Annotated in this window: 14 protein-coding genes and 1 riboswitch; of the genes, 8 read left to right on the top strand and 6 right to left on the bottom strand. The window is 65.0% G+C overall.

The window, feature by feature from the left end; translation table 11 throughout:
- The first annotated feature begins 1,013 nt into the window (after positions 1-1,013).
- Complete coding sequence (locus tag OWC48_RS14050) at positions 1,014-3,077, top strand: M23 family metallopeptidase (RefSeq protein WP_282520515.1); 2,064 nt, start codon at positions 1,014-1,016, stop codon at positions 3,075-3,077.
- A gap of 155 nt (positions 3,078-3,232) precedes the next feature.
- Positions 3,233-4,852 (top strand): hypothetical protein, encoded by a 1,620-nt coding sequence (locus tag OWC48_RS14045; RefSeq protein WP_282520514.1) that lies wholly within the window; start codon positions 3,233-3,235, stop codon positions 4,850-4,852.
- A 96-nt stretch (positions 4,853-4,948) separates the two neighbouring features.
- On the opposite strand, the gene clpB is transcribed toward OWC48_RS14045, so the two are convergent.
- The gene (clpB, locus tag OWC48_RS14040) at positions 4,949-7,588 is read right to left on the bottom strand and encodes an ATP-dependent chaperone ClpB (RefSeq protein ID WP_282520513.1); all 2,640 of its coding nucleotides are present in this window, start codon (positions 7,586-7,588) and stop codon (positions 4,949-4,951) included.
- A 241-nt stretch (positions 7,589-7,829) separates the two neighbouring features.
- On the opposite strand from clpB, the gene OWC48_RS14035 reads away from it, so the two are divergent.
- Entirely contained in the window at positions 7,830-8,618 is a 789-nt protein-coding gene (locus tag OWC48_RS14035; protein ID WP_282520512.1) for an MOSC domain-containing protein, read from the top strand.
- A gap of 113 nt (positions 8,619-8,731) precedes the next feature.
- Here OWC48_RS14035 and OWC48_RS14030 read toward each other — a convergent pair whose 3' ends face one another.
- On the bottom strand, positions 8,732-9,418 hold the full coding sequence (locus OWC48_RS14030; RefSeq protein ID WP_282520511.1) for a TIGR02594 family protein: 687 nt from the start codon (positions 9,416-9,418) through the stop codon (positions 8,732-8,734).
- 215 nt (positions 9,419-9,633) lie between these two features.
- Between OWC48_RS14030 and OWC48_RS14025 the strand changes: the two genes are divergently transcribed.
- Positions 9,634-10,497 carry an alpha/beta fold hydrolase gene (locus OWC48_RS14025; protein ID WP_282520510.1) on the top strand — a complete coding sequence of 288 codons (864 nt, stop codon included), beginning with the start codon at positions 9,634-9,636 and terminating at the stop codon, positions 10,495-10,497.
- A gap of 147 nt (positions 10,498-10,644) precedes the next feature.
- On the opposite strand, the gene metW is transcribed toward OWC48_RS14025, so the two are convergent.
- Positions 10,645-11,307 carry a methionine biosynthesis protein MetW gene (gene metW / locus OWC48_RS14020; protein ID WP_282520509.1) on the bottom strand — a complete coding sequence of 221 codons (663 nt, stop codon included), beginning with the start codon at positions 11,305-11,307 and terminating at the stop codon, positions 10,645-10,647.
- Between the two features lie 15 nt (positions 11,308-11,322).
- Positions 11,323-12,525, bottom strand: coding sequence for a homoserine O-acetyltransferase (locus tag OWC48_RS14015; RefSeq protein WP_282520528.1), 1,203 nt, complete (start codon positions 12,523-12,525; stop codon positions 11,323-11,325).
- A gap of 91 nt (positions 12,526-12,616) precedes the next feature.
- A riboswitch (SAM riboswitch) is annotated at positions 12,617-12,696 on the bottom strand.
- Between the two features lie 204 nt (positions 12,697-12,900).
- Between OWC48_RS14015 and OWC48_RS14010 the strand changes: the two genes are divergently transcribed.
- The 3 genes from OWC48_RS14010 to OWC48_RS14000 are packed head-to-tail and all read left to right on the top strand — an operon-like array spanning position 12,901 to position 15,815.
- Positions 12,901-13,749 (top strand): chorismate mutase, encoded by an 849-nt coding sequence (locus OWC48_RS14010; RefSeq protein ID WP_282520508.1) that lies wholly within the window; start codon positions 12,901-12,903, stop codon positions 13,747-13,749.
- Between the two features lie 36 nt (positions 13,750-13,785).
- The gene (locus OWC48_RS14005; protein WP_282520507.1) at positions 13,786-14,880 is read left to right on the top strand and encodes a histidinol-phosphate transaminase; all 1,095 of its coding nucleotides are present in this window, start codon (positions 13,786-13,788) and stop codon (positions 14,878-14,880) included.
- Complete coding sequence (locus OWC48_RS14000) at positions 14,877-15,815, top strand: prephenate/arogenate dehydrogenase family protein (protein WP_282520506.1); 939 nt, start codon at positions 14,877-14,879, stop codon at positions 15,813-15,815. The genes OWC48_RS14005 and OWC48_RS14000 overlap by 4 nt, the downstream gene beginning before the upstream one ends.
- Positions 15,816-15,919: 104 nt before the next feature.
- Here OWC48_RS14000 and OWC48_RS13995 read toward each other — a convergent pair whose 3' ends face one another.
- Entirely contained in the window at positions 15,920-17,104 is a 1,185-nt protein-coding gene (locus OWC48_RS13995) for a DUF2125 domain-containing protein (protein WP_038942666.1), read from the bottom strand.
- A gap of 110 nt (positions 17,105-17,214) precedes the next feature.
- On the opposite strand from OWC48_RS13995, the gene OWC48_RS13990 reads away from it, so the two are divergent.
- Positions 17,215-17,826 (top strand): gamma-glutamylcyclotransferase, encoded by a 612-nt coding sequence (locus OWC48_RS13990; protein WP_282520505.1) that lies wholly within the window; start codon positions 17,215-17,217, stop codon positions 17,824-17,826.
- Here OWC48_RS13990 and OWC48_RS13985 read toward each other — a convergent pair.
- On the bottom strand, positions 17,823-18,596 hold the full coding sequence (locus OWC48_RS13985) for a 1-acyl-sn-glycerol-3-phosphate acyltransferase (protein ID WP_282520504.1): 774 nt from the start codon (positions 18,594-18,596) through the stop codon (positions 17,823-17,825). The two genes, OWC48_RS13990 and OWC48_RS13985, sit on opposite strands and share 4 nt — an antisense overlap.

The following is an 18,596-nucleotide window of genomic DNA, read 5'->3' as shown; positions in this document are numbered from 1 at the left end:
ACCGCCGAAGTCTTTCGTCCCCTCTCAGAACTCAAAAGCCGAAGCTCTTCAGTGTCCGAGAGGCGCAAGGACTCCGCCGTCCACGTTTCTCTTTCTTCATCTTCACTTGTCAAACAGCCCGAGACCGGAGAGGTCTCAACCTTCCCGAGAGGAAGGGTTCCGACACCCTTACCGACGATGAATGAACTCCAATCGACTTACGTCGACTGTTGTGTCACTCAACAAGGTGAGGAGCATCAGTGGCGCGTTCGCTCGCCTTGGTCAGTGACCCGGCGGCGCCGCGCTCAGTGGTCGGGTTATAGGCCCCCCCGCCCGGGATTGTCAACGCCCATTGTCAACAAATCGTCGCACGGTGGATCATCGAAAAAAAATCCAGCAATTCCAGCCAATTAGAGGGGCAGCCAACGGCCGGAGCGAAGCTGCACCGCAAAAAAATCTCAAAAAAAGTTTGCTCGCCGGCGGGCTCCGGAGGGGGCTTTGGACGCCTCTCCGGGCACCCTCCCCCTGCGTCCTTCCAGACGCCCCCGATGTCCTGGCAGGCGAAGGCCCCTCCAGGCCGGACCCAGTCCTCGTCCATGGCAGACGAGCCCATCCCCCAGGCCGGACCGAGCTCTACCCAGGCCAGACCTGGTCCCGCGGCCCCGGCCAGACGGGGCTTCTTGCGCCCGGCCGTTCAGGAAACTTTTTCCATATTAGGCGCCGTACTAGAGCCACAATCCCGCGGCGTTCTGGTACAGACAAGCTTGAATCGCAGGATGCCAGTGGGGGCTGCCGGCGATTTTCATGGGGTCAGAGGAAGGCGATCTTGCAGATGACGCAGCCTTCCTCCGACATTCGAGAGACATCGAGAGACCTTTACCCGTCCAGCTGTTCGTAATTTCGGCCGGCCCCATCGAGGGCTTTCTGAGCGCGGGCGCCTGTGCGGCTTGCCTTTTCCGGCGATCCCCCTTCAAGAGGGCGGCCGGGAGAGGTTCGAAAGCGGGCATCTCGGGTCGTTGATTGGGGGACTTAGGTTGAACCACAGGACGTCACGCGGCGCTTACGGGCGTGAGACCGGGATCATCGATCTCGGCCACGAGCCGCCGCTGTCCGTCGATGGTTCCGAGGCCGCCGTCATCGATCGCCGCCGCGTTTCGGTGCAATGGTTCAGCGGGACAATTCTGACCGGACTCTGCGGCGCAGCCCTGATCGGCGGCGCCGTTTTCGCTTCTCTCGACGGTGAGATGACCTTCGCCAAGGTGCCTGAGCGCGTCGAAGGCGCGCTGCGCGGCGCATTCGGCGCGGCCGATCGCGCCGCCACGCTGCACAAAAGCGACCGCCTGCCGCCGCCGAACGAATCCACGGCCTCGCGCAACATCGTGCGCGTCTCCACCGTCGCCCGCGTCGGCAACCGCGACGTGATGCGGGTGCGCCCGTTCGTCCGGATCGCCGGCAATCTGTCGATGACGACGAGCGATCTGTCGGCAAAGATCCCGCCGTTCAACGCCCAGCGCCTGCTCACCGATGTCGGCTCCGATCCGAAGACCGCGGCGGAAGATCCGAACAATCCCGAAGCCGTCGAGCCCGATGCCGAAGTCTCCTTCGTCACTAAAGACCTGTCACCGGTGCTGCCGAAGGCCAAGATTTCCGCCGTGGTGGCGCTCGACGACATCCTGATGCGGGTGCGCGACGCCGCCAACTGGCGCGGCAATGGCGGGGTGCGCTACGCCTCGCTCGCCAAGGCCACCGCCGACGTCTCCGGGGCGACCGGCCCCTCCGACATGAAGATGGCCTACGCCAGCGAAGTGTCGCCGTCCGATCCCTATGCCGGCTTCGAGACGCGCGTGGTGCCGGAAAACGTCACGCTGCTGCCGAAGACCAAGGAGCAGATCACCGGCGGCAATCCCAACGGCGAACGCGTCCACATGGTCAAGAAGGGCGACAGCGTCGGCTCGGTCCTGCGCGATCTCGGCGCGACGGCCGAGGAGATCAAGGCGATCACCGCGACGCTCGGCCCGCGCGGCCGCGACGGCGGCCTGAAGGAAGGCGAAAAACTCCGCATCCTGATGGCGCCCGCAAGCCCCGGCGCCCGCCTCCAACCCTATCGCGTCGTGGTTGCAAACGACACCATGGTCGAGGCGATCGCGGCGCTGTCCGATCTCGGCAAATACGTCGCGGTCGACGTCTCCAGCATGAACACCGTCGCCGATGCCGCGGCCAGCGCCAACAGCGACGACGATGACGACGATGACGGCACCGGCGTGCGGCTCTACCAGAGCATCTACGAGACCGCGATGCGCAACAAAGTGCCAATGCCGGTCATCGAGGACATGATCAAGATCTACTCCTACGACGTCGATTTCCAGCGCAAGGTGCAGCCGGGCGACTCGTTCGACGTGTTCTATGCCGGCGAAGACGAGGGCGTGACGTCGAGCGAAAAGAACGACGTGCTGTTCGCTTCCCTCACGGTCGGCGGCGAGACCAAGAAATACTACCGCTACCAGAGCCCCGACGACGGCGTCGTCGACTACTATGACGAGACCGGCAAGAGCGCGAAGAAATTCCTGGTCAGGAAGCCCGTCAACAACGCCATCATGCGCTCGGGCTTCGGCGGTCGCCGCCACCCGATCCTGGGCTATGTGAAGATGCACACCGGCGTCGACTGGGCTACCGCCTACGGCACGCCGATCTTCGCCTCCGGCAACGGCGTGATCGAGAAGGCCGGCCCTGAAGGCGGCTACGGAAAGTATATCCGGATCAAGCATTCCAACGGCTATGAGACGGCCTACGGCCACATGTCGGCCTTCGCCAAGGGCATGGAGATCGGCAAGAAGGTGCGGCAGGGTCAGGTGATCGGCTTCGTCGGTTCGACCGGCCAGTCGACCGGCCCTCACGTCCACTACGAAATCCTGGTCAACGGCCGCTTCGTCGATCCGCTGCGCGTGAAATTGCCGCGCGGCCGTTCGCTGGAAGGCACGGTGCTGGCGGGCTTCGAGAAGGAACGCGACCGGCTCGACGCCATGATGAGCGGCCGCAACGGCGCCATCGCCCGCATTTCGGACGCAACCGGCGGCCCGTTGCAGGTCACCAACCGCTGATCCCCTAACCGGCCGAAATCGACCGGACATCTCTGGAAAACATGATCTGGATGCGACGTCGTCAAGCGACGTCGTTTCACCGCGTTACAACGTCAAGTTTCGTTTGCCAAAGCGGCACCAGGGGCGAATACTTTCCAAAAAAGGGAGGTCTCGCCATGAAGAACAGGCTCGCCTGCGCAAGCTTCGTTGCTGCGATTTTCGCCACCACGAGCGTATTTGGCGAGAGCTGGGAGGTCAGCAAGCTCGTCCCCGGCTCGGCGTTCCACGGCGTGCACGGGCTCGGAATCGACAAAGCCGGCCATCTGTTTGCCGGCAGCGTCGCGGGCGCGGCGCTCTACGAGGTCGACATTGCAGGCGGTACCGCCAAGGTTGCAATCCCGTCTCCCGTGGGCATGGCCGACGACATCGCATTCGCGCCCGATGGCACCATGGCCTGGACCGGCTTCCTGACCGGCGATCTCTATTCGCGCAAGGGCGACGGCCCGATCAAGAAGCTGGCTAGCGGCCTTCCCGGCATCAACTCGCTCGCCTTCCGCAAGGACGGCAGGCTTTACGCGACCACCGTCTTCCTCGGCGACACGCTCTATGAGATCGACGTCGAGGGCGTCAAACCGCCCCGCCAGATCATGGAGAAGATGGGCGGCCTCAACGGCTTCGAGTTCGGCCCCGACGACAAGCTCTACGGTCCGCTCTGGTTCAAGGGGCAGGTCGCAAAAGTCGACGTCGACAAGGCCGAGCTGACCGTCGTCGCCGACGGATTCAAGGTCCCGGCCGCGGTGAACTTCGATTCCAAGGGCAATCTCTGGGTGGTCGACACCGCGCTCGGCCAGCTCGTTCGGGTCGATCCCAAGTCGGGCGCCAAGACCATGGTCGCGCAGCTGAAGCCGTCGCTGGACAATCTCGCGATCGATGACAAGGACCGCATCTACGTCTCCAACATGGCCGACAACGGCATCCAGGAGGTCGATCCCGCGACCGGCCAGGCCCGGCAGGTCATCATCGGCAAGCTCGCTTTGCCCGGCGGCATCGGCGTCACCTCGGACAACGGCAAGGATACGATCCACGTCGCCGACGTGTTCGCCTATCGCACGGTGGACGGTGCGACCGGCGAGGTCACCGAGAGGGCGCGCATGCACGCCGCCGGAGCCACGCTCGAATATCCGATGAGCGCGACGGCGAAAGGCAACGACGTGGTCCTGTCGAGCTGGTTCACCGGCACGGTGCAGGTGATCGACGCCAAGACCGGCGCCACCCGCGACATGCTGCACGACTTCAAGGCGCCGCATGACGCAATCGTGCTCGAGGACGGTAGCATCCTGGTGGCCGAGCTCGGCACCAAATCGCTGGTCCGCGTCAGCGGCGAGCACGGCAGGGACCGCACCACGCTGATTGGCGGCCTCGAAGGTCCGGTCGGGCTCGTCGGCGGATCGCGCGGCGAGGTCTACCTCACCGAAGCCTTCGCAGGCGTCGTTTCCAGGATCGAGACAAACGGCGAAAAGACCGTGCTCGCCAAGGAGTTGAAAATGCCCGAAGGCATCGCGCGCGGGAGCGATGGCAGGCTGATCGTGGCGGAAGTAGGCGCCAGGCGGCTGATCGAGATCGCGCCGGACAGCGGCAAGGTCACCGAGGTCGCTGCCAATCTTCCGATCGGGCTGATGGGCGCCCCCGGGGGCCTGCCCAGCAACATCCCGACCGGCGTCGCCATCGGCGCCTCCGGAATCATCTACTTCTCGTCCGATATCGAGAACGCGATCTACAAGGTCGTGAAGAAGTAGCGAGCTCGCTCGAGCGAGCCGCACCCTGCCAAAAAAGATCGCCCCGGAGAGGACGACCCCTCCGGGGCGGATTTATTTAGCGGTGCGCATCAGCGCTCAGTTCAGCTTCCGCTTCGACACCGGCGCCTCGAACTGGGCGATCTCCGCGGTCTGCGGCGCCTTGCCGTTGAAGGTGAGCACGTTGCCTTCGGACGAGATCGCAACCGTATCCCCGTCCCTGACGTCGCCGGCCAGGATCATCTCGGCGAGCGGATCCTGGAGGTAGCGCTGGACCACGCGCTTCAGCGGCCTTGCGCCGTAGGCGGGATCCCAGCCCTTCGCAGCAAGCCAGTCGCGGCCCGCGGCATCGAGCGTCAGCACGATCTTGCGATCGGTCAACAGCTTCTGCAGCCGGGCGAACTGGATCTCGACGATCCGGCCCATCTCGCTCCTCTGCAGGCGGTGGAACAGGATGATCTCGTCGACACGGTTCAGGAACTCGGGCCGGAAATGCCCGCGCACCATTCCCATCACCTGCTCACGCACGGCTGAGGTGTCTTCGCCCTCCGGTTGATTCACCAAATACTCCGAACCGAGGTTCGAGGTCATGATGATCAGCGTGTTGCGGAAATCGACCGTGCGGCCCTGACCATCGGTCAGGCGGCCGTCGTCGAGCACCTGCAACAGGACGTTGAAGACGTCAGGATGCGCCTTCTCGATCTCGTCGAACAGCACCACCTGGTAAGGCCGGCGCCGCACCGCTTCGGTGAGCGCGCCGCCCTCGTCATAGCCGACATAGCCGGGGGGCGCACCGATCAGCCGCGAGACCGAGTGCTTCTCCATGTACTCGGACATGTCGAGGCGGACCATCGCGGTCTCGTCGTTGAACAGGTACTCCGCGAGCGCCTTGGTCAGCTCGGTCTTGCCGACGCCGGTCGGCCCCAGGAACATGAACGAGCCGGTCGGCCGGTTCGGGTCCTGCAGGCCCGCGCGCGAGCGGCGCACGGCGGTCGCGACCGCACGCACGGCCTCGGCCTGGCCGACGACGCGCTTGCCGAGCTGCTCCTCCATCTTCAGGAGCTTCTCCTTCTCGCCTTCCAGCATCTTGTCAACGGGCACGCCGGTCCAGCGCGAGACCACCTGCGCGATGTGGTTGGCGGTGACAGCCTCCTCCATCATCTCGCCGGAGCCCTCACGCGCCTCGATCTCCGCGAGCTGCTTCTCAAGCTGCGGGATCCGGCCATAGGCCAGCTCGCCGGCCTTCTGGAATTCGCCGCGCCGCTGTGCGTCGGCGAGATCGACGCGCAGCGCGTCCAGCTCCGACTTCAGCTTCTGGGCGTTGGAGAGCTTGTTCTTCTCCGCGCTCCAGCGCGACGTCAGGGCCGCGGACTTCTCTTCGAGCTCGCTGAGCTCCTTCTGAAGCCCCTCGAGACGGGTCTTGGAGCCGAGATCGCTCTCCTTCTTGAGAGCTTCCTGCTCGATCTTGAGCCGGATGATCTCGCGGTCGAGCGAATCCAGCTCTTCCGGCTTGGAATCGACCTGCATCTTCAGCCGCGCAGCCGCCTCGTCCATGAGGTCAATCGCCTTGTCCGGCAGGAAGCGGTCGGTGATGTAGCGGTTGGACAGCGTCGTCGCCGCCACGAGCGCGGAATCGGTGATCCGGACGCCGTGGTGCTGCTCGTACTTGTCTTTCAAGCCGCGGAGGATCGAGATGGTGTCCTCGACGGAGGGCTCGCTCACGAAGATCGGCTGGAAGCGCCGCGCCAGCGCCGCATCCTTCTCGACGTGCTTGCGGTACTCGTCGAGCGTGGTGGCGCCGATGCAGTGCAACTCGCCGCGCGCGAGCGCGGGCTTGAGCAGGTTGGACGCGTCCATCGCGCCGTCGCCCTTGCCGGCGCCGATCAGCGTATGCATCTCGTCGATGAAAAGGATGAAATTGCCCTCGCTCGCGGTGACTTCCTGGAGCACGGCCTTCAGCCGCTCCTCGAACTCGCCGCGGTACTTCGCACCCGCAATCAGCGCGCCGAGATCGAGCGAGAGCAGCTTCTTGTCCTGGAGGCTCTCGGGCACGTCGCCGTTGACGATGCGCAACGCGAGGCCCTCGGCGATGGCGGTCTTGCCGACGCCGGGTTCACCGATCAGAACGGGATTGTTCTTGGTCCGGCGCGAGAGCACCTGGATGGTGCGGCGGATCTCCTCGTCGCGGCCGATGACCGGGTCGAGCTTGCCGTCGCGCGCAGCCTGGGTCAGGTCGCGGGCATATTTCTTCAGGGCGTCATAGGCGTTCTCGGCGGTCGCCGAGTCCGCCGTGCGGCCCTTGCGCAGCGCCTCGATCGCGGCATTGAGGTTTTGGGGGGTGACGCCGCCCTTGGCCAGGATCGCGCCGGCCTCGCTGGTCTTTTCCAGCGCGAGGCCGAGCAGCAGCCGCTCGACGGTGACAAAGCTGTCGCCGGCCTTCTCGCCGGCCTTTTCGGCGGCATCAAAAGTGCGGGCGAGTTCGGGCGCCAGATAGATCTGGCCGGCGCCGCCGCCGGAGACCTTCGGCACCTTGTTGAGGGCGTCCTCGGTCGCCTTCAGGATTGCGCGGGAATTGCCGCCGGCGCGGTCGATCAGACCGGCGGCGAGGCCCTCATTGTCGTCCAGCAGAACTTTCAGGACGTGCAGGGTCGAAAACTGCTGATGCCCCTCGCGCACCGCAAGCGATTGCGCGGACTGGACGAAGCCCCTGGAGCGTTCGGTATATTTGTCGATGTTCATGTCTTTTCTTTCCCTCGGCCTGCCCCTGGAGCCCTCTAAGGCACTCCAAACGGCATCTTCATTGGGTTTCCGGTGCCTGCGTTGATGGTCGTCAACCGGCAACGGTCGTTAGCAGCCGGCGCTGGCGCCGGCCTGACCCAGATGTGGGAAGCTTGGCCTCGGATCGGAAGAGGCGCGTTCACAATTTCGTGCACGGGTCCGCCTGCTTGGCGCCGGCAGGTCGAATCCCTTAAGTAGCGACATGACAGCCAGCCAGACCGCCGAAATCACCGGCCTTTACCGTTACCCGATCAAGGGCCTGACGCCGGAATCCCTGCCCCGGGTCCCCTTGCGGATCGGCCAGACCCTGCCGGCCGACCGCCGCTACGCCATCGAGAATGGCCCGAGCGGCTTCGATCCGGAGGCGCCGGCCTGGAAGCCGAAGATCCAGTTCCTGATGCTGGCGCGCAATGAGCGGCTGGCGTCCCTCGACAGCCGGTTCGAGGACGCGACCAACCGCCTGACCATCCGCAAGGACGGCCAGATCGTCGCCAGCGGGGACCTCGAGAGCACTGCCGGGCGCGCCGCCATCGAGGATTATTTCACGGAGAATTTTCAGCCGGAGCTGAAGGGCCCGCCAAAAGTTCTGTCCGGCCGCGACCACAGCTTTTCCGACGTCGCCCGCAAGGTCGTGTCGATCATCAATCTCGACAGCGTCCGCGCGATCGAGACCATGCTCGGCGGCGCCGCAGTGAATCCGCTGCGCTTCCGCGCCAATCTCTACGTGAAGGGCTGGCCGGCCTGGTCCGAGCTCGACCTCGTCGGCGAGACGTTGGCGATCGGTCAGGTCCGGCTCAAGGTGGTCAAGCGCATCGTCCGTTGCCCGGCGGTCAACGTCGATCCCGAGACCGCGCAGCGCGATCTCGAGATACCACCGACGCTCTCGCGCAATCTCGGGCACATGGATTGCGGCATCTATGCCGAGGTCATCGCCGACGGCGACATCGGCGTCGGTGACGCGATCGCGGTGGAAGCGCCGAAGCTGGTGTGACGGCACGCCGCCTCAACACCCTCCGTCATTGCGAGGAGCAAAGCGACGAAGCAATCCAGACTGTCTCCGCGGTGGGATTCTGGATTGCTTCGCTTCGCTCGCAATGACGAGCCTCAGTTCGGCATCACATACGCATAGATCCGGCCGCGCGAGACCGGCGCCTCGCGAACACGATTGCCGTTGTTGCCGGAGATCATGATCGGATTGCCCTGCGCGTCCACGCCGGTGATGATGCCGACATGGCCGCCCCGGCGACCGCGCGACATGACAGCGATGGCGCCGACCTGCGGACCGGAGACACGCGTGCCGTAGCGCGCGAACGAGCTCGCCATGTCGGAGCCGGTGCCCTGATGGCCGGTGTGCTGCAGCACCATGTTCATGAAGCGCGCGCACCACAGGCTGCCGCGCCCGGTCGGATTGCCGCCGACATAGCGGCGCGCCTCGGACACGAGGCCCGATCCGCCGCCGAAGCCGCCACCGCTATTGGCCATTCCAGGATTGGTCATTCCGTTGTTGGCCATGCCGCCGACATTGGCGTTGGGATTGTAGCTGGCCTGGGTGTCGGCGAAGCCGCTCGCCTGCAACTGCGCCGCGCCGCGCTCGAAGCGCGAGCTACGGGCATGGTGGCGATAATGACGGTCATGATGATGTCTGGCGTGGTGCACGTAAGCGTGCCGCTCTGCGCTATGACGATGATGCGGCCGCGCTGAGGCCGGAGAAACGAACGCGGCAACCGCCGCGGAGAAAATCGCCAGCGCGACAACACAACGCGACAGGCGAGACGCAAACAACTCGAACATACTTCATCCTTCTTGACACCCCCACTTCCCCAATCGGCCGTGCGATGGCCGACATCCGTCTGGCCGTTAAGCCGCCGGATGTGGCGAGAAAAAGACGCCACGCCCGCGAATAGCTGCGATGATTTTGTGCAGGTGCTGGCGTGAGGCTGCCGCATTGCGGACAACAGCATTAACTGCAACTCTCCAAAGGCGGCTTGAAGAGAGGGAAATAGTTAATGCCCCACGCCACGACCAGCGATGACGTCCGCATCTATTTCGAAGAAGCGGGCCAGGGAACGCCGATTATTTTTCTGCACGAGTTCGCGGCCGACTACACCAATTGGGAGCCGCAGATGCGCTACTTCTCGCGCGGCCATCGCTGCATCACCTATTCCGCGCGCGGCTACACGCCGTCGGACGTGCCTGACGGCGAGGTCTACACCTACAAGCACTTCTACACCGACGCGCTCGCGGTGCTCGATCATCTCAAGATCGAGCGCGCGCATCTCGTCGGCCTGTCGATGGGCGCCTATTCGTCGCTCCAGATCGGATTGAACGCGCCGCAGCGCGCGCTGTCGATGACGCTGGCCGGCGTGGGCTCAGGATCGGAGATCGAGAATCTCGACAACTGGCGCAAGCAGTGCCGCGCCAATGCCGAGCAGTTCGAGACATCAGGCTCCGCCGAGGTCGCAAAGGTCACGCGCGAGGCGGCGAGCCGGATTCCGTTCCTTGTGAAGGACCCGCGCGGCCATGCCGATTTCTACGCCGCGCTGGCGCGCCACGATGCCAAGGGTTCGGCCAACACGATGCGCGGCTTCCAGGGCGGCAGGCCATCGATTTACACGATGCCGGATGCCATTCGAGGTGTGGCAACGCCCGCGCTGATCATCTGCGGCGACGAAGACGATCCCTGCGTCGGGGCAAGCCTGTTCTTGAAGAAGCACCTGCCCGCGGCGGGCCTGTCGATGTTTCCGAAATCAGGCCACGTGCTCAATCTCGAAGAACCCGCGCTGTTCAACGAGAGCGTGGAGCGGTTCGTGACTTTGGTGGAAGCCGGGCGCTGGCCGGTGCGCGATCCGCGGTCGCTCGCAGCGCATTAAGCACAGTCGCGGCCAAGTACTCCGTCATTGCGAGCGCAGCGAAGCAATCCAGAATCCCTCCGCGGAAAGACTCTGGATTGCTTCACTACGCTCGCAATGACAAAGGATAGACCTCAGCTCCTCATTTTGAGGAGCGCGGGCGAGTAACTATTTCCTTCCGCCCCGGCTCAGCAGAAACACGCCCTGCTCGCCGAACATGTTCCACACCCACCACGGCAATCGCAGCCGCAATGGACGGCCGTAGAGATCCAGCGCCTCGGCGCGCTCCATCTTGACGTGGATCGCGTCGCAGAGCTCGACGAAATCCTTGATGGTGCAGAAATGGATGTTGGCGGTGTCGTACCAGGTCGCGGGCAGATTCTCGGTGCGCGGCATGTGGCCGCCGACCAGGAGCTGAAGCCGCATCTTCCAGAAGCCGAAATTCGGGAACGACACGATGGCGCGGCGGCCGATGCGCAACAGATTCTCCAGCACGACCCGCGGCTGCCGCGTCGCTTGAAGCGTCTGCGACAGGATGACGTAATCGAAGGCGTCGTCGGGATAATTGACGAGATCGGTGTCGGCATCACCCTGCACCACCGCGAGGCCCTTGGCGACACAGCGGTTGACGCCCTCGCGCGACAGCTCGATGCCGCGCCCGTCGATGCCGCGGGTCTCCAGAAGCTGAAGCAGGTCGCCCTCGCCGCAGCCGACGTCGAGCACTTTCGAGCCGGGCTTGACCATCTCGGCGACCAGCAGATGATCGGCGCGAAACGGGCCGGACTGCTCCGTCGCAACGCCGCCCAGCGGCAGCACTTCCTGCACAGACATCGCTAGCCGTCCTTGTCAGTCATTCCTGGCGGTGAGCCCGCGCGCCTTCCCTGCCGATTGCAGGAAGGCACGGGCGATATCGAAGAATTCGGGCACGTCGAGCAGGAAGGCGTCATGGCCGCGATCGGTCTCGATCTCGGCGAACGACACTCGCGCGCTCGACGCGTTCAGCGCGTGCACCAGTGCGCGCGATTCCGAGGTCGGGAACAGCCAGTCGCTGGTGAAGGAGACCACGCAGAAGCGCGTCTCGATGCCCGCGAACGCTTTCGCCAGCACGCCGCCGTGGTCGCCGGCGATGTCGAAATAATCCATCGCACGGGTCAGATAGAGATAGGAGTTGGCGTCGAACCGCTCAACGAAGGACGAGCCCTGGTAGCGCAGATAGCTCTCGACCTGGAAATCGGCGTCGAACGAGAAGGTCGGCAGCTCGCGGTCCTGCATGCGGCGGCCGAACTTGCGATGCAGCGCGGCGTCGGAGAGATAGGTGATGTGCGCGGCCATCCGTGCCACCGCAAGTCCGCGATGCGGATGGATGCCCTGATCCGTGTAGCGGCCGTTGTGCCAGTCGGGATCGGCCATCACCGCCTGGCGGCCGAGCTCGTGGAAGGCGATGTTCTGCGCCGAGTGCCGCGTCGCGCAGGCAATCGCCAGCGCGGAGTACACGCGCCTTGGATAGGCCGAGGTCCATTGCAGCACCTGCATGCCACCCATCGAGCCGCCGACCACCGCGAACAACGTGTCGATGCCGAGCCGGTCGATCAGCATCGCCTGCGCGCGCACCATGTCGGGAATGGTGATGACGGGGAAATCCAGGCCCCACACCTTGCCGGTCGCGGGGTTGATCGAGGCCGGCCCGGTCGAGCCCATGCAGCCGCCGATCACGTTGGCGCAAATGATGAAGTAGTGCTGAGGATCAAGAGGTCGGCCGGGACCGACCAGCGTCTCCCACCAGCCCGACTTGCCGGTGACGGGATGCACGTTGGCGACATGCTGATCGCCCGTCAGCGCATGGCAGATCAGCACCGCGTTGGAGCGATCGGCGTTGAGCTCGCCATAGGTCTGGTAGGCGATCTGGAACGGGGTGAGATCGATGCCGCAATCGAGCCGCAGCGGCTGCTCGGCGCCGAACTGCGCGAGCTGCGAATTCGGATGATCCGCCTCATGCGACCGGTCGTCGGCACTGATCGCGGGGCTCGGCACAGACTTGACGCCACCCATCTCTGACATCGACCTCGTTTGCGATCAGACGTTCGATCGCAGTGACATCAGGCCATGAAAAACCCGGCCTGAACGATAGGTTCGGCCGGGATCGAAAGGGTCCCCGGCCTGTTTAGCGAGTTTTTTAACGTGGCTGCAAGCCGGCCGGCTCAAATGACCACGGAACAGGCAAAACCTACTGTCTTGGGCGGTTTTCGTCAAGTCGCGGTCCGGATTAGCCAAATTCGTCTCTGTCACATCAGCCCAAAAGGACGTCATTTCTCTTTGCTTTCGCCGCCCCGACTGCCTAATCAGGATATCGATCGCAGCGGATCCGAACCTACCAGCTTGCCTGGTCGATCCGCATTGGAACGCCTCTCAACAGTCCAGTCAGATATGTCCCAACGTCCGCCCGCGCCACCATCACTCCAGGAATTGCGCAAGGAGATCGACGCGATCGACGAGGGCATGCATCGTCTCCTGATGCAGCGCGGCGACATCATCGACCGCCTGATCCAGGTGAAGCAGACCCAGGAGGTCGGCTCGGCGTTCCGCCCGGCGCGCGAGGCCGCCATGATGCGTGACATCGTGCAACGCCATCGCGGCATCCTGCCGCTCGACACGGTCGAGAGCATCTGGCGCGTCATCATCTCGACCTTCACCTATGTCCAGGCGCCGTTCTCGGTGCATGCCGACATCTCGGTGAGCGAGCCGGCGATGCGCGATTCCGTGCGCTTTCATTTCGGCTTCACGGTGCCTTACGTCGCGCATTTCAGCGCGCAGGCGGCGGTCGAGGCGGTGGCAAAATCCAAGGGCGACCTGGCGCTGGTCTCGGCAACCTCGAGCCGCACGCCGTGGTGGCTGGAGCTGGAGGCGGACGGCGCGCCGAAGATCATCGCGCGGCTGCCCTTCGTCGAGCGCGCCGACCATCCGGCCTCGCTGCCGGTGTTCGCGATCTCGCGCGTCGCCGACAGCGCCGTGGTGACGGAGGTCGAGACCTTCAGCGTGCGCGTGTCCGGCTGGAACGCCGAGGTCGCCCGCGCCCTGTCGCCGCTCGCCGAGATCGTGGCGGTGCCCGATACCGCCTTCGACGGCGCGGCGCTGCTGGTCTCGGTCACGAGCGCGACCAGCATCGACAAGATCAAGGCTGCCCTGATCGAAGCGGGGGCCTCGGTGCGCTCCACGGCCCTCGTCGGCAGCCACGCAACGCGCTATACGGTGCCCTCGACCGGGTCGAAATCGTAGATCGCGAACCGCCTAAAGCTACTTCCGGAGTTGAAGATGTCCCGCCCCGTGCCGAATCCCGGCATTCTCGATATTGCGCCCTACACGCCCGGCAAGAGCCCGGTGGCCGAGCCGGGCCGCAAGGTGTTCAAGCTCTCGGCCAACGAGACGCCGTTCGGGCCCTCGCCCAAGGCGATCGAGGCCTTCAAGAACGTGGCGGCGCATCTGGAAGACTATCCGGAAGGAACCTCGCGCGTGCTGCGCGAAGCGATCGGCCGTTCTTTCGGGCTCGACCCCAACCGCATCATCTGCGGCGCGGGCTCGGACGAGATCCTCAATCTGCTCGCCCACACCTATCTCAGCCAGGGCGACGAGGCGATCTCGACCACGCACGGCTTCCTGGTCTACCCGATCGCGACCATGGCGGTCGGCGCCAAGAACGTGGTCGCGCAGGAGACCAACCTCACCTGCAATGTCGATGCCATCCTCAACGCGGTGACGCCGAAGACAAAGCTGGTCTGGCTCGCCAACCCGAACAATCCGACCGGCACCTATGTGCCGTTCGACGAGGTCAAGCGGCTGCGCGCCGGCCTGCCGTCGCACGTGCTGCTGGTGCTCGATGCCGCCTATTCCGATTACGTCTCGCGCAACGACTACGAGATGGGGATCGAGCTGGTCGCCACCACCGAGAACACCGTGGTGACGCACACCTTCTCCAAGATCCACGGCCTCGCCGCGCTGCGCGTCGGCTGGATGTTCGGTCCCGAGCACATCATCGACGCGGTCAACCGCATCCGCGGTCCCTTCAACGTGTCGACGCCGGCGATGTATGCCGCGGTCGCTGCGATCGAGGACACAGCGCACCAGGCGATGTCGAAGCAGTTCACCGAGACCTGGCGCAACTGGCTGTCCGAGGAGATCGGCAAGCTCGGTCTGAAGGTGACGCCCGGCGTCGCCAATTTCGTGCTGATCCACTTCCCGGAAAATGGCAAGACCGCGGACGAGGCCGACGCGTATCTGACCAAGCGCGGGCTGGTGTTGCGCGCGCTAAAGAACTACCGCCTGCCGCATTCGCTGCGCATGACCATCGGCACCGAGGAGGCGAACCGCCTCGTCGTCGAGGGCCTGCGCGACTTCATGGCCGGCAAATGAGCACCACACCGCACTTCCAGCGCGTTGCGCTGATCGGCTTCGGCCTGATCGGCGGCTCGATCGCGCGCGCTGCGAAGCTCCAGGGCTTGGCCTCCGAGATCGTCACCACCGCGCGCTCGGAGAAGACGCGCGCGCGGGTGCTGGAGCTCGGCATCGTCGACCAGGTCGTGGCGACCAATGCGGAAGCGGTGAAGGATGCCGATCTCGTCATCCTCTGCATTCCCGTCGGTGCCTGCGGGCCGGTGGCGCAGGAAATCGCTGAACATCTGAAGCCGGGCGCGATCGTCTCAGACGTCGGCTCGGTCAAGGGCGCGATCGTCAGGGACATGACGCCGCATCTGCCGAAGACCATTCATTTCGTGCCGGCGCATCCCGTCGCGGGCACCGAGCATTCGGGCCCCGATTCCGGTTTCGCCGAGCTCTTCATCAACCGCTGGTGCATCCTGACGCCGCCGGAAGGCGTCGATGCGGCGGCCACCGATCGGCTGCGCGCGTTCTGGGCGGCGATGGGCGCGAAGGTCGAGATCATGACGCCGGATCATCATGATCTCGTGCTCGCGATCACCAGCCATCTGCCGCATCTGATCGCCTACACCATCGTCGGCACCGCCGACGAGCTGGCGCAAGTGACGGAGTCCGAGGTGATCAAGTTCTCGGCCGGCGGTTTTCGCGACTTCACCCGCATCGCGGCGTCCGACCCGACGATGTGGCGCGACGTCTTCCTCGCCAACAAGGAAGCAGTGCTGGAGATGCTCGGCACCTTCACCGAGGATCTCGCCAAGCTCACCCGCGCGATCCGGCGCGGCGACGGCGAGGCGCTGTTCGACCACTTCACGCGCACGCGCGCCATCCGCCGCGGCATCGTCGAGATCGGCCAGGATTCGGCTGCGCCGGATTTCGGCCGGCCGCATGCGCAGCTCGGCAAGAAGCCGTAGCGTTCAAGTAGCCCGGATGGAGCGCAAGCGTAATCCGGGATCTCTTTCAGCGCGGCGCGACCTGCCCCGGATTGCGCTTCGCTCCATCCGGGCTACGGAGACACCTAATACAGCGGTGGGATCTGCCCGACCTTGACCGGGCCGAGCAGCACGGCGCCGTCGACGAATTTCAGCGGGAAGCTACGAGCCTTCTTGCCCTCAAGCGTGCTCTCGGTGCCGATCGAATTGATGCCGGCCGCAACGCCGGCATTGGCATTCTGCTTGATGACCTTGCCGAGGCCGGGAACGGCGCGGTCGAGTGCGCCGAACAGATTGTTGAGGTCCTGCGACTTCACGCCGGGCGCAACGCGGTCGAGCGTTGCCTGCGGCACACCCTCCTCCAGCATCTTCTCGATGCCGAGCGCCGGGATCACGCGCTCGAGGCCGGTCACGGTCATCTGCAATTCGCCGTCGAGTCGGCCATTGGCCGAGAGGCCGAGCGTGCCGGCCGCAACCGCGATCATCTCGCCCTGCTGGACGCGCGACTGCACGATCTCGATGTGACCGCCGGCGGCCTGGATCTCGCGGAAGCGTTGCGGCCACGGCTTTGGCGTGAGGTCGGAGAGGCCCGTGATCTTCGCGCGCGTGTCCGCCTCGAACGGCTCGGCGAGCAAGGGATGAACGCCCTGGATGCTGCCCTGCGCGACGTGCAGCACGGTCTCGATCACAGGATGATCCGACGGCGACCCATCCGCGAGGCGACCGTGCAGCTCGACCTGCTTGGCGCGCGCGAGCGGCACCTGCACGCTGCCGTCGAGACGATTGATGACGGGATCGTCGAACACGATGGAGGCGCGATCCGGCACCGCCGGCAGGCCGACCACGCTGCTGCGGCCCTTGCTCCAATTCACCACGAAGGTGTTTTGCGTGACGCCGTCGGTGAGCGTCGCCGGCGCCGAGAATTCGGCGATGACGCGCTTGGGATCGTAGACCTGGGCGACGACCAGGATGTTGTCGAGTCTGGCCGTGAACGGCGTCTTGCTGGCGTTCTGCGACACCAGGGCGACGCTGGCGCCGGAACACTGGACCTCGAAACGGAACGGGAAGCCGGCGATCGAGCGCTTGGCGCAATCATAGATGCGGCCGGACTTGGCCTCCTGCGCCCGCCAGGCGTCCGCGGCGATTTCGGCCTGCGAGGCCGCATAGAACCAGAAACAGCTCCACGCGACGGCGAGGATCAGGAGGATAATGGGGGCGATGAAAAGGCCCCAACGGGGGCGGCGGCCTGTGGCAACGGTCATATCTGACATGCGGCGACCCTTTGACCCCAGATTTTGTCAAATGTAAGCGGGGTTCGGCCGCGCCGAAAGGCCGAGAATTCGCTTCGCTTGGGGGCGTCGTTCTGGTAGCCGTGCCCGAAATGTCGGAAATCACCCTCCCCTCCGTCACCGCAGCCAAGGGCGACCTCTGGGTGTTCGGCTATGGCTCGCTGATGTGGCGGCCGGGCTTCGAATTCAGGGAACGCGTCCCGGCGCGGCTGGTCGGCGAGCACCGCGCGCTCTGCGTCTATTCCTTCGTGCATCGTGGCACGCCGGAGCAGCCGGGCCTGGTGCTCGGGCTCGACCGCGGCGGCGCCTGCCGCGGCATTGCTTTTCGCGTCGCCGAGAAGGACCGCGCCGACGTCGTCGCCTATTTGCGGGCGCGCGAGCAGGTCACCTCCGTCTATCGCGAGGTGATGCGCTCGGTGTGGCTGGAGAACGATGCGCGACAGCGCGTCTCTGCGCTCGCCTATGTGGTCGACCGGGGGCATGTGCAATATGCCGGCCGGCTGTCGCTCGCCGACCAGCATCGCCATGTTGTCCAGGGCCATGGCCAATCCGGGGCCAACCGCGACTACGTGACGGCAACGGTGAAGGCGATCGAGGCCGAAGGTTTTCGCGACACGCAATTGCATCAGCTCGCGACCATGCTGCATGGCGATGCGCATTCCCTGCACGCGCCGGCTCCCGCGGAAGATCGAGAGAACCGCTAGCTCTGCGACGGCGCGTAGCTCGGCGACGAGCCGATCAACTGCTCCTGCTCTCTCCGGCCCGCTTCGACGAGGCGAGCGGTCGCGTCCTCGATGGCGGTTTGCACGCGCGCGAGAAACTCGTCTTTCGGCAGGCCTGATGGCAGCGGATCGAGGAACTCGACCACCAGCGTGCCGGGATAGCGCATGAAGGTGCGGCGCGGCCAGAACAGGCCGGAATTGAGCGCGATCGGCAGGCACCGCACGCCGCATGACGCGTAGATCTGCGCAAAGCCGGTCTTGTAATCGGGCGCAGCGCCGGGCGCCCGGCGTGTGCCTTCCGGAAAGATCACGAGCTGCCCGCCTGCGCGCACCGCCTCGCGTGCCCGCCGCGTCATGTCCAGCAGCGCCTTCACGCCGGCCTTGCGGTCGATCGCGATCATTCCGGTCTTGACCAGGAACTGGCCGAACACCGGGATCTGCATGAGCTGCCGCTTGAGGATGAAGATCGGGCGGTTGAAGAAGCCCGGCAGCACGAACGTCTCCCAGAACGACTGATGCTTCGCCGCGATCACCAGCGGCCCTGCCGGGATCTTCTCCAGCCCACGGAATTCGACCTTGATGTTGCAGATCACGCGCATCAGGAACAGCGTCGCCTTCGCCCACCATTGCGCGACCGTCAGCATCGCGCGCGGCGGCAATGCGAAGGTCGGCAGCGCCACGATCGCGAGACACACCAGCACGGCGTAGAACAGCACGTTGAACAGGAGCGAGCGCAGGAAAATCAAAAACAT

It is taken from the genome of Bradyrhizobium sp. Arg816, from assembly GCF_029989365.1.
Lineage (GTDB): Bacteria > Pseudomonadota > Alphaproteobacteria > Rhizobiales > Xanthobacteraceae > Bradyrhizobium.
This window is presented reverse-complemented; position numbering and strand designations above follow the sequence as displayed.

Excerpts from the sequence above, each read along its gene's own strand:
- metW (WP_282520509.1), bottom strand. The coding sequence starts at position 11,307 with ATGTCTGTGCAGGAAGTGCTGCCGCTGGGCGGCGTTGCGACGGAGCAG.
- OWC48_RS13990 (WP_282520505.1), top strand. The coding sequence starts at position 17,215 with ATGTCGGAAATCACCCTCCCCTCCGTCACCGCAGCCAAGGGCGACCTC.
- OWC48_RS14045 (WP_282520514.1), top strand. The coding sequence starts at position 3,233 with ATGAAGAACAGGCTCGCCTGCGCAAGCTTCGTTGCTGCGATTTTCGCC.
- OWC48_RS14005 (WP_282520507.1), top strand. The coding sequence starts at position 13,786 with ATGTCCCGCCCCGTGCCGAATCCCGGCATTCTCGATATTGCGCCCTAC.
- OWC48_RS14025 (WP_282520510.1), top strand. The coding sequence starts at position 9,634 with ATGCCCCACGCCACGACCAGCGATGACGTCCGCATCTATTTCGAAGAA.
- OWC48_RS13995 (WP_038942666.1), bottom strand. The coding sequence starts at position 17,104 with ATGTCAGATATGACCGTTGCCACAGGCCGCCGCCCCCGTTGGGGCCTT.
- OWC48_RS13985 (WP_282520504.1), bottom strand. The coding sequence starts at position 18,596 with ATGTTTTTGATTTTCCTGCGCTCGCTCCTGTTCAACGTGCTGTTCTAC.
- OWC48_RS14030 (WP_282520511.1), bottom strand. The coding sequence starts at position 9,418 with ATGTTCGAGTTGTTTGCGTCTCGCCTGTCGCGTTGTGTTGTCGCGCTG.
- clpB (WP_282520513.1), bottom strand. The coding sequence starts at position 7,588 with ATGAACATCGACAAATATACCGAACGCTCCAGGGGCTTCGTCCAGTCC.
- OWC48_RS14015 (WP_282520528.1), bottom strand. The coding sequence starts at position 12,525 with ATGGGTGGCGTCAAGTCTGTGCCGAGCCCCGCGATCAGTGCCGACGAC.
- OWC48_RS14035 (WP_282520512.1), top strand. The coding sequence starts at position 7,830 with ATGACAGCCAGCCAGACCGCCGAAATCACCGGCCTTTACCGTTACCCG.
- OWC48_RS14010 (WP_282520508.1), top strand. The coding sequence starts at position 12,901 with ATGTCCCAACGTCCGCCCGCGCCACCATCACTCCAGGAATTGCGCAAG.
- OWC48_RS14000 (WP_282520506.1), top strand. The coding sequence starts at position 14,877 with ATGAGCACCACACCGCACTTCCAGCGCGTTGCGCTGATCGGCTTCGGC.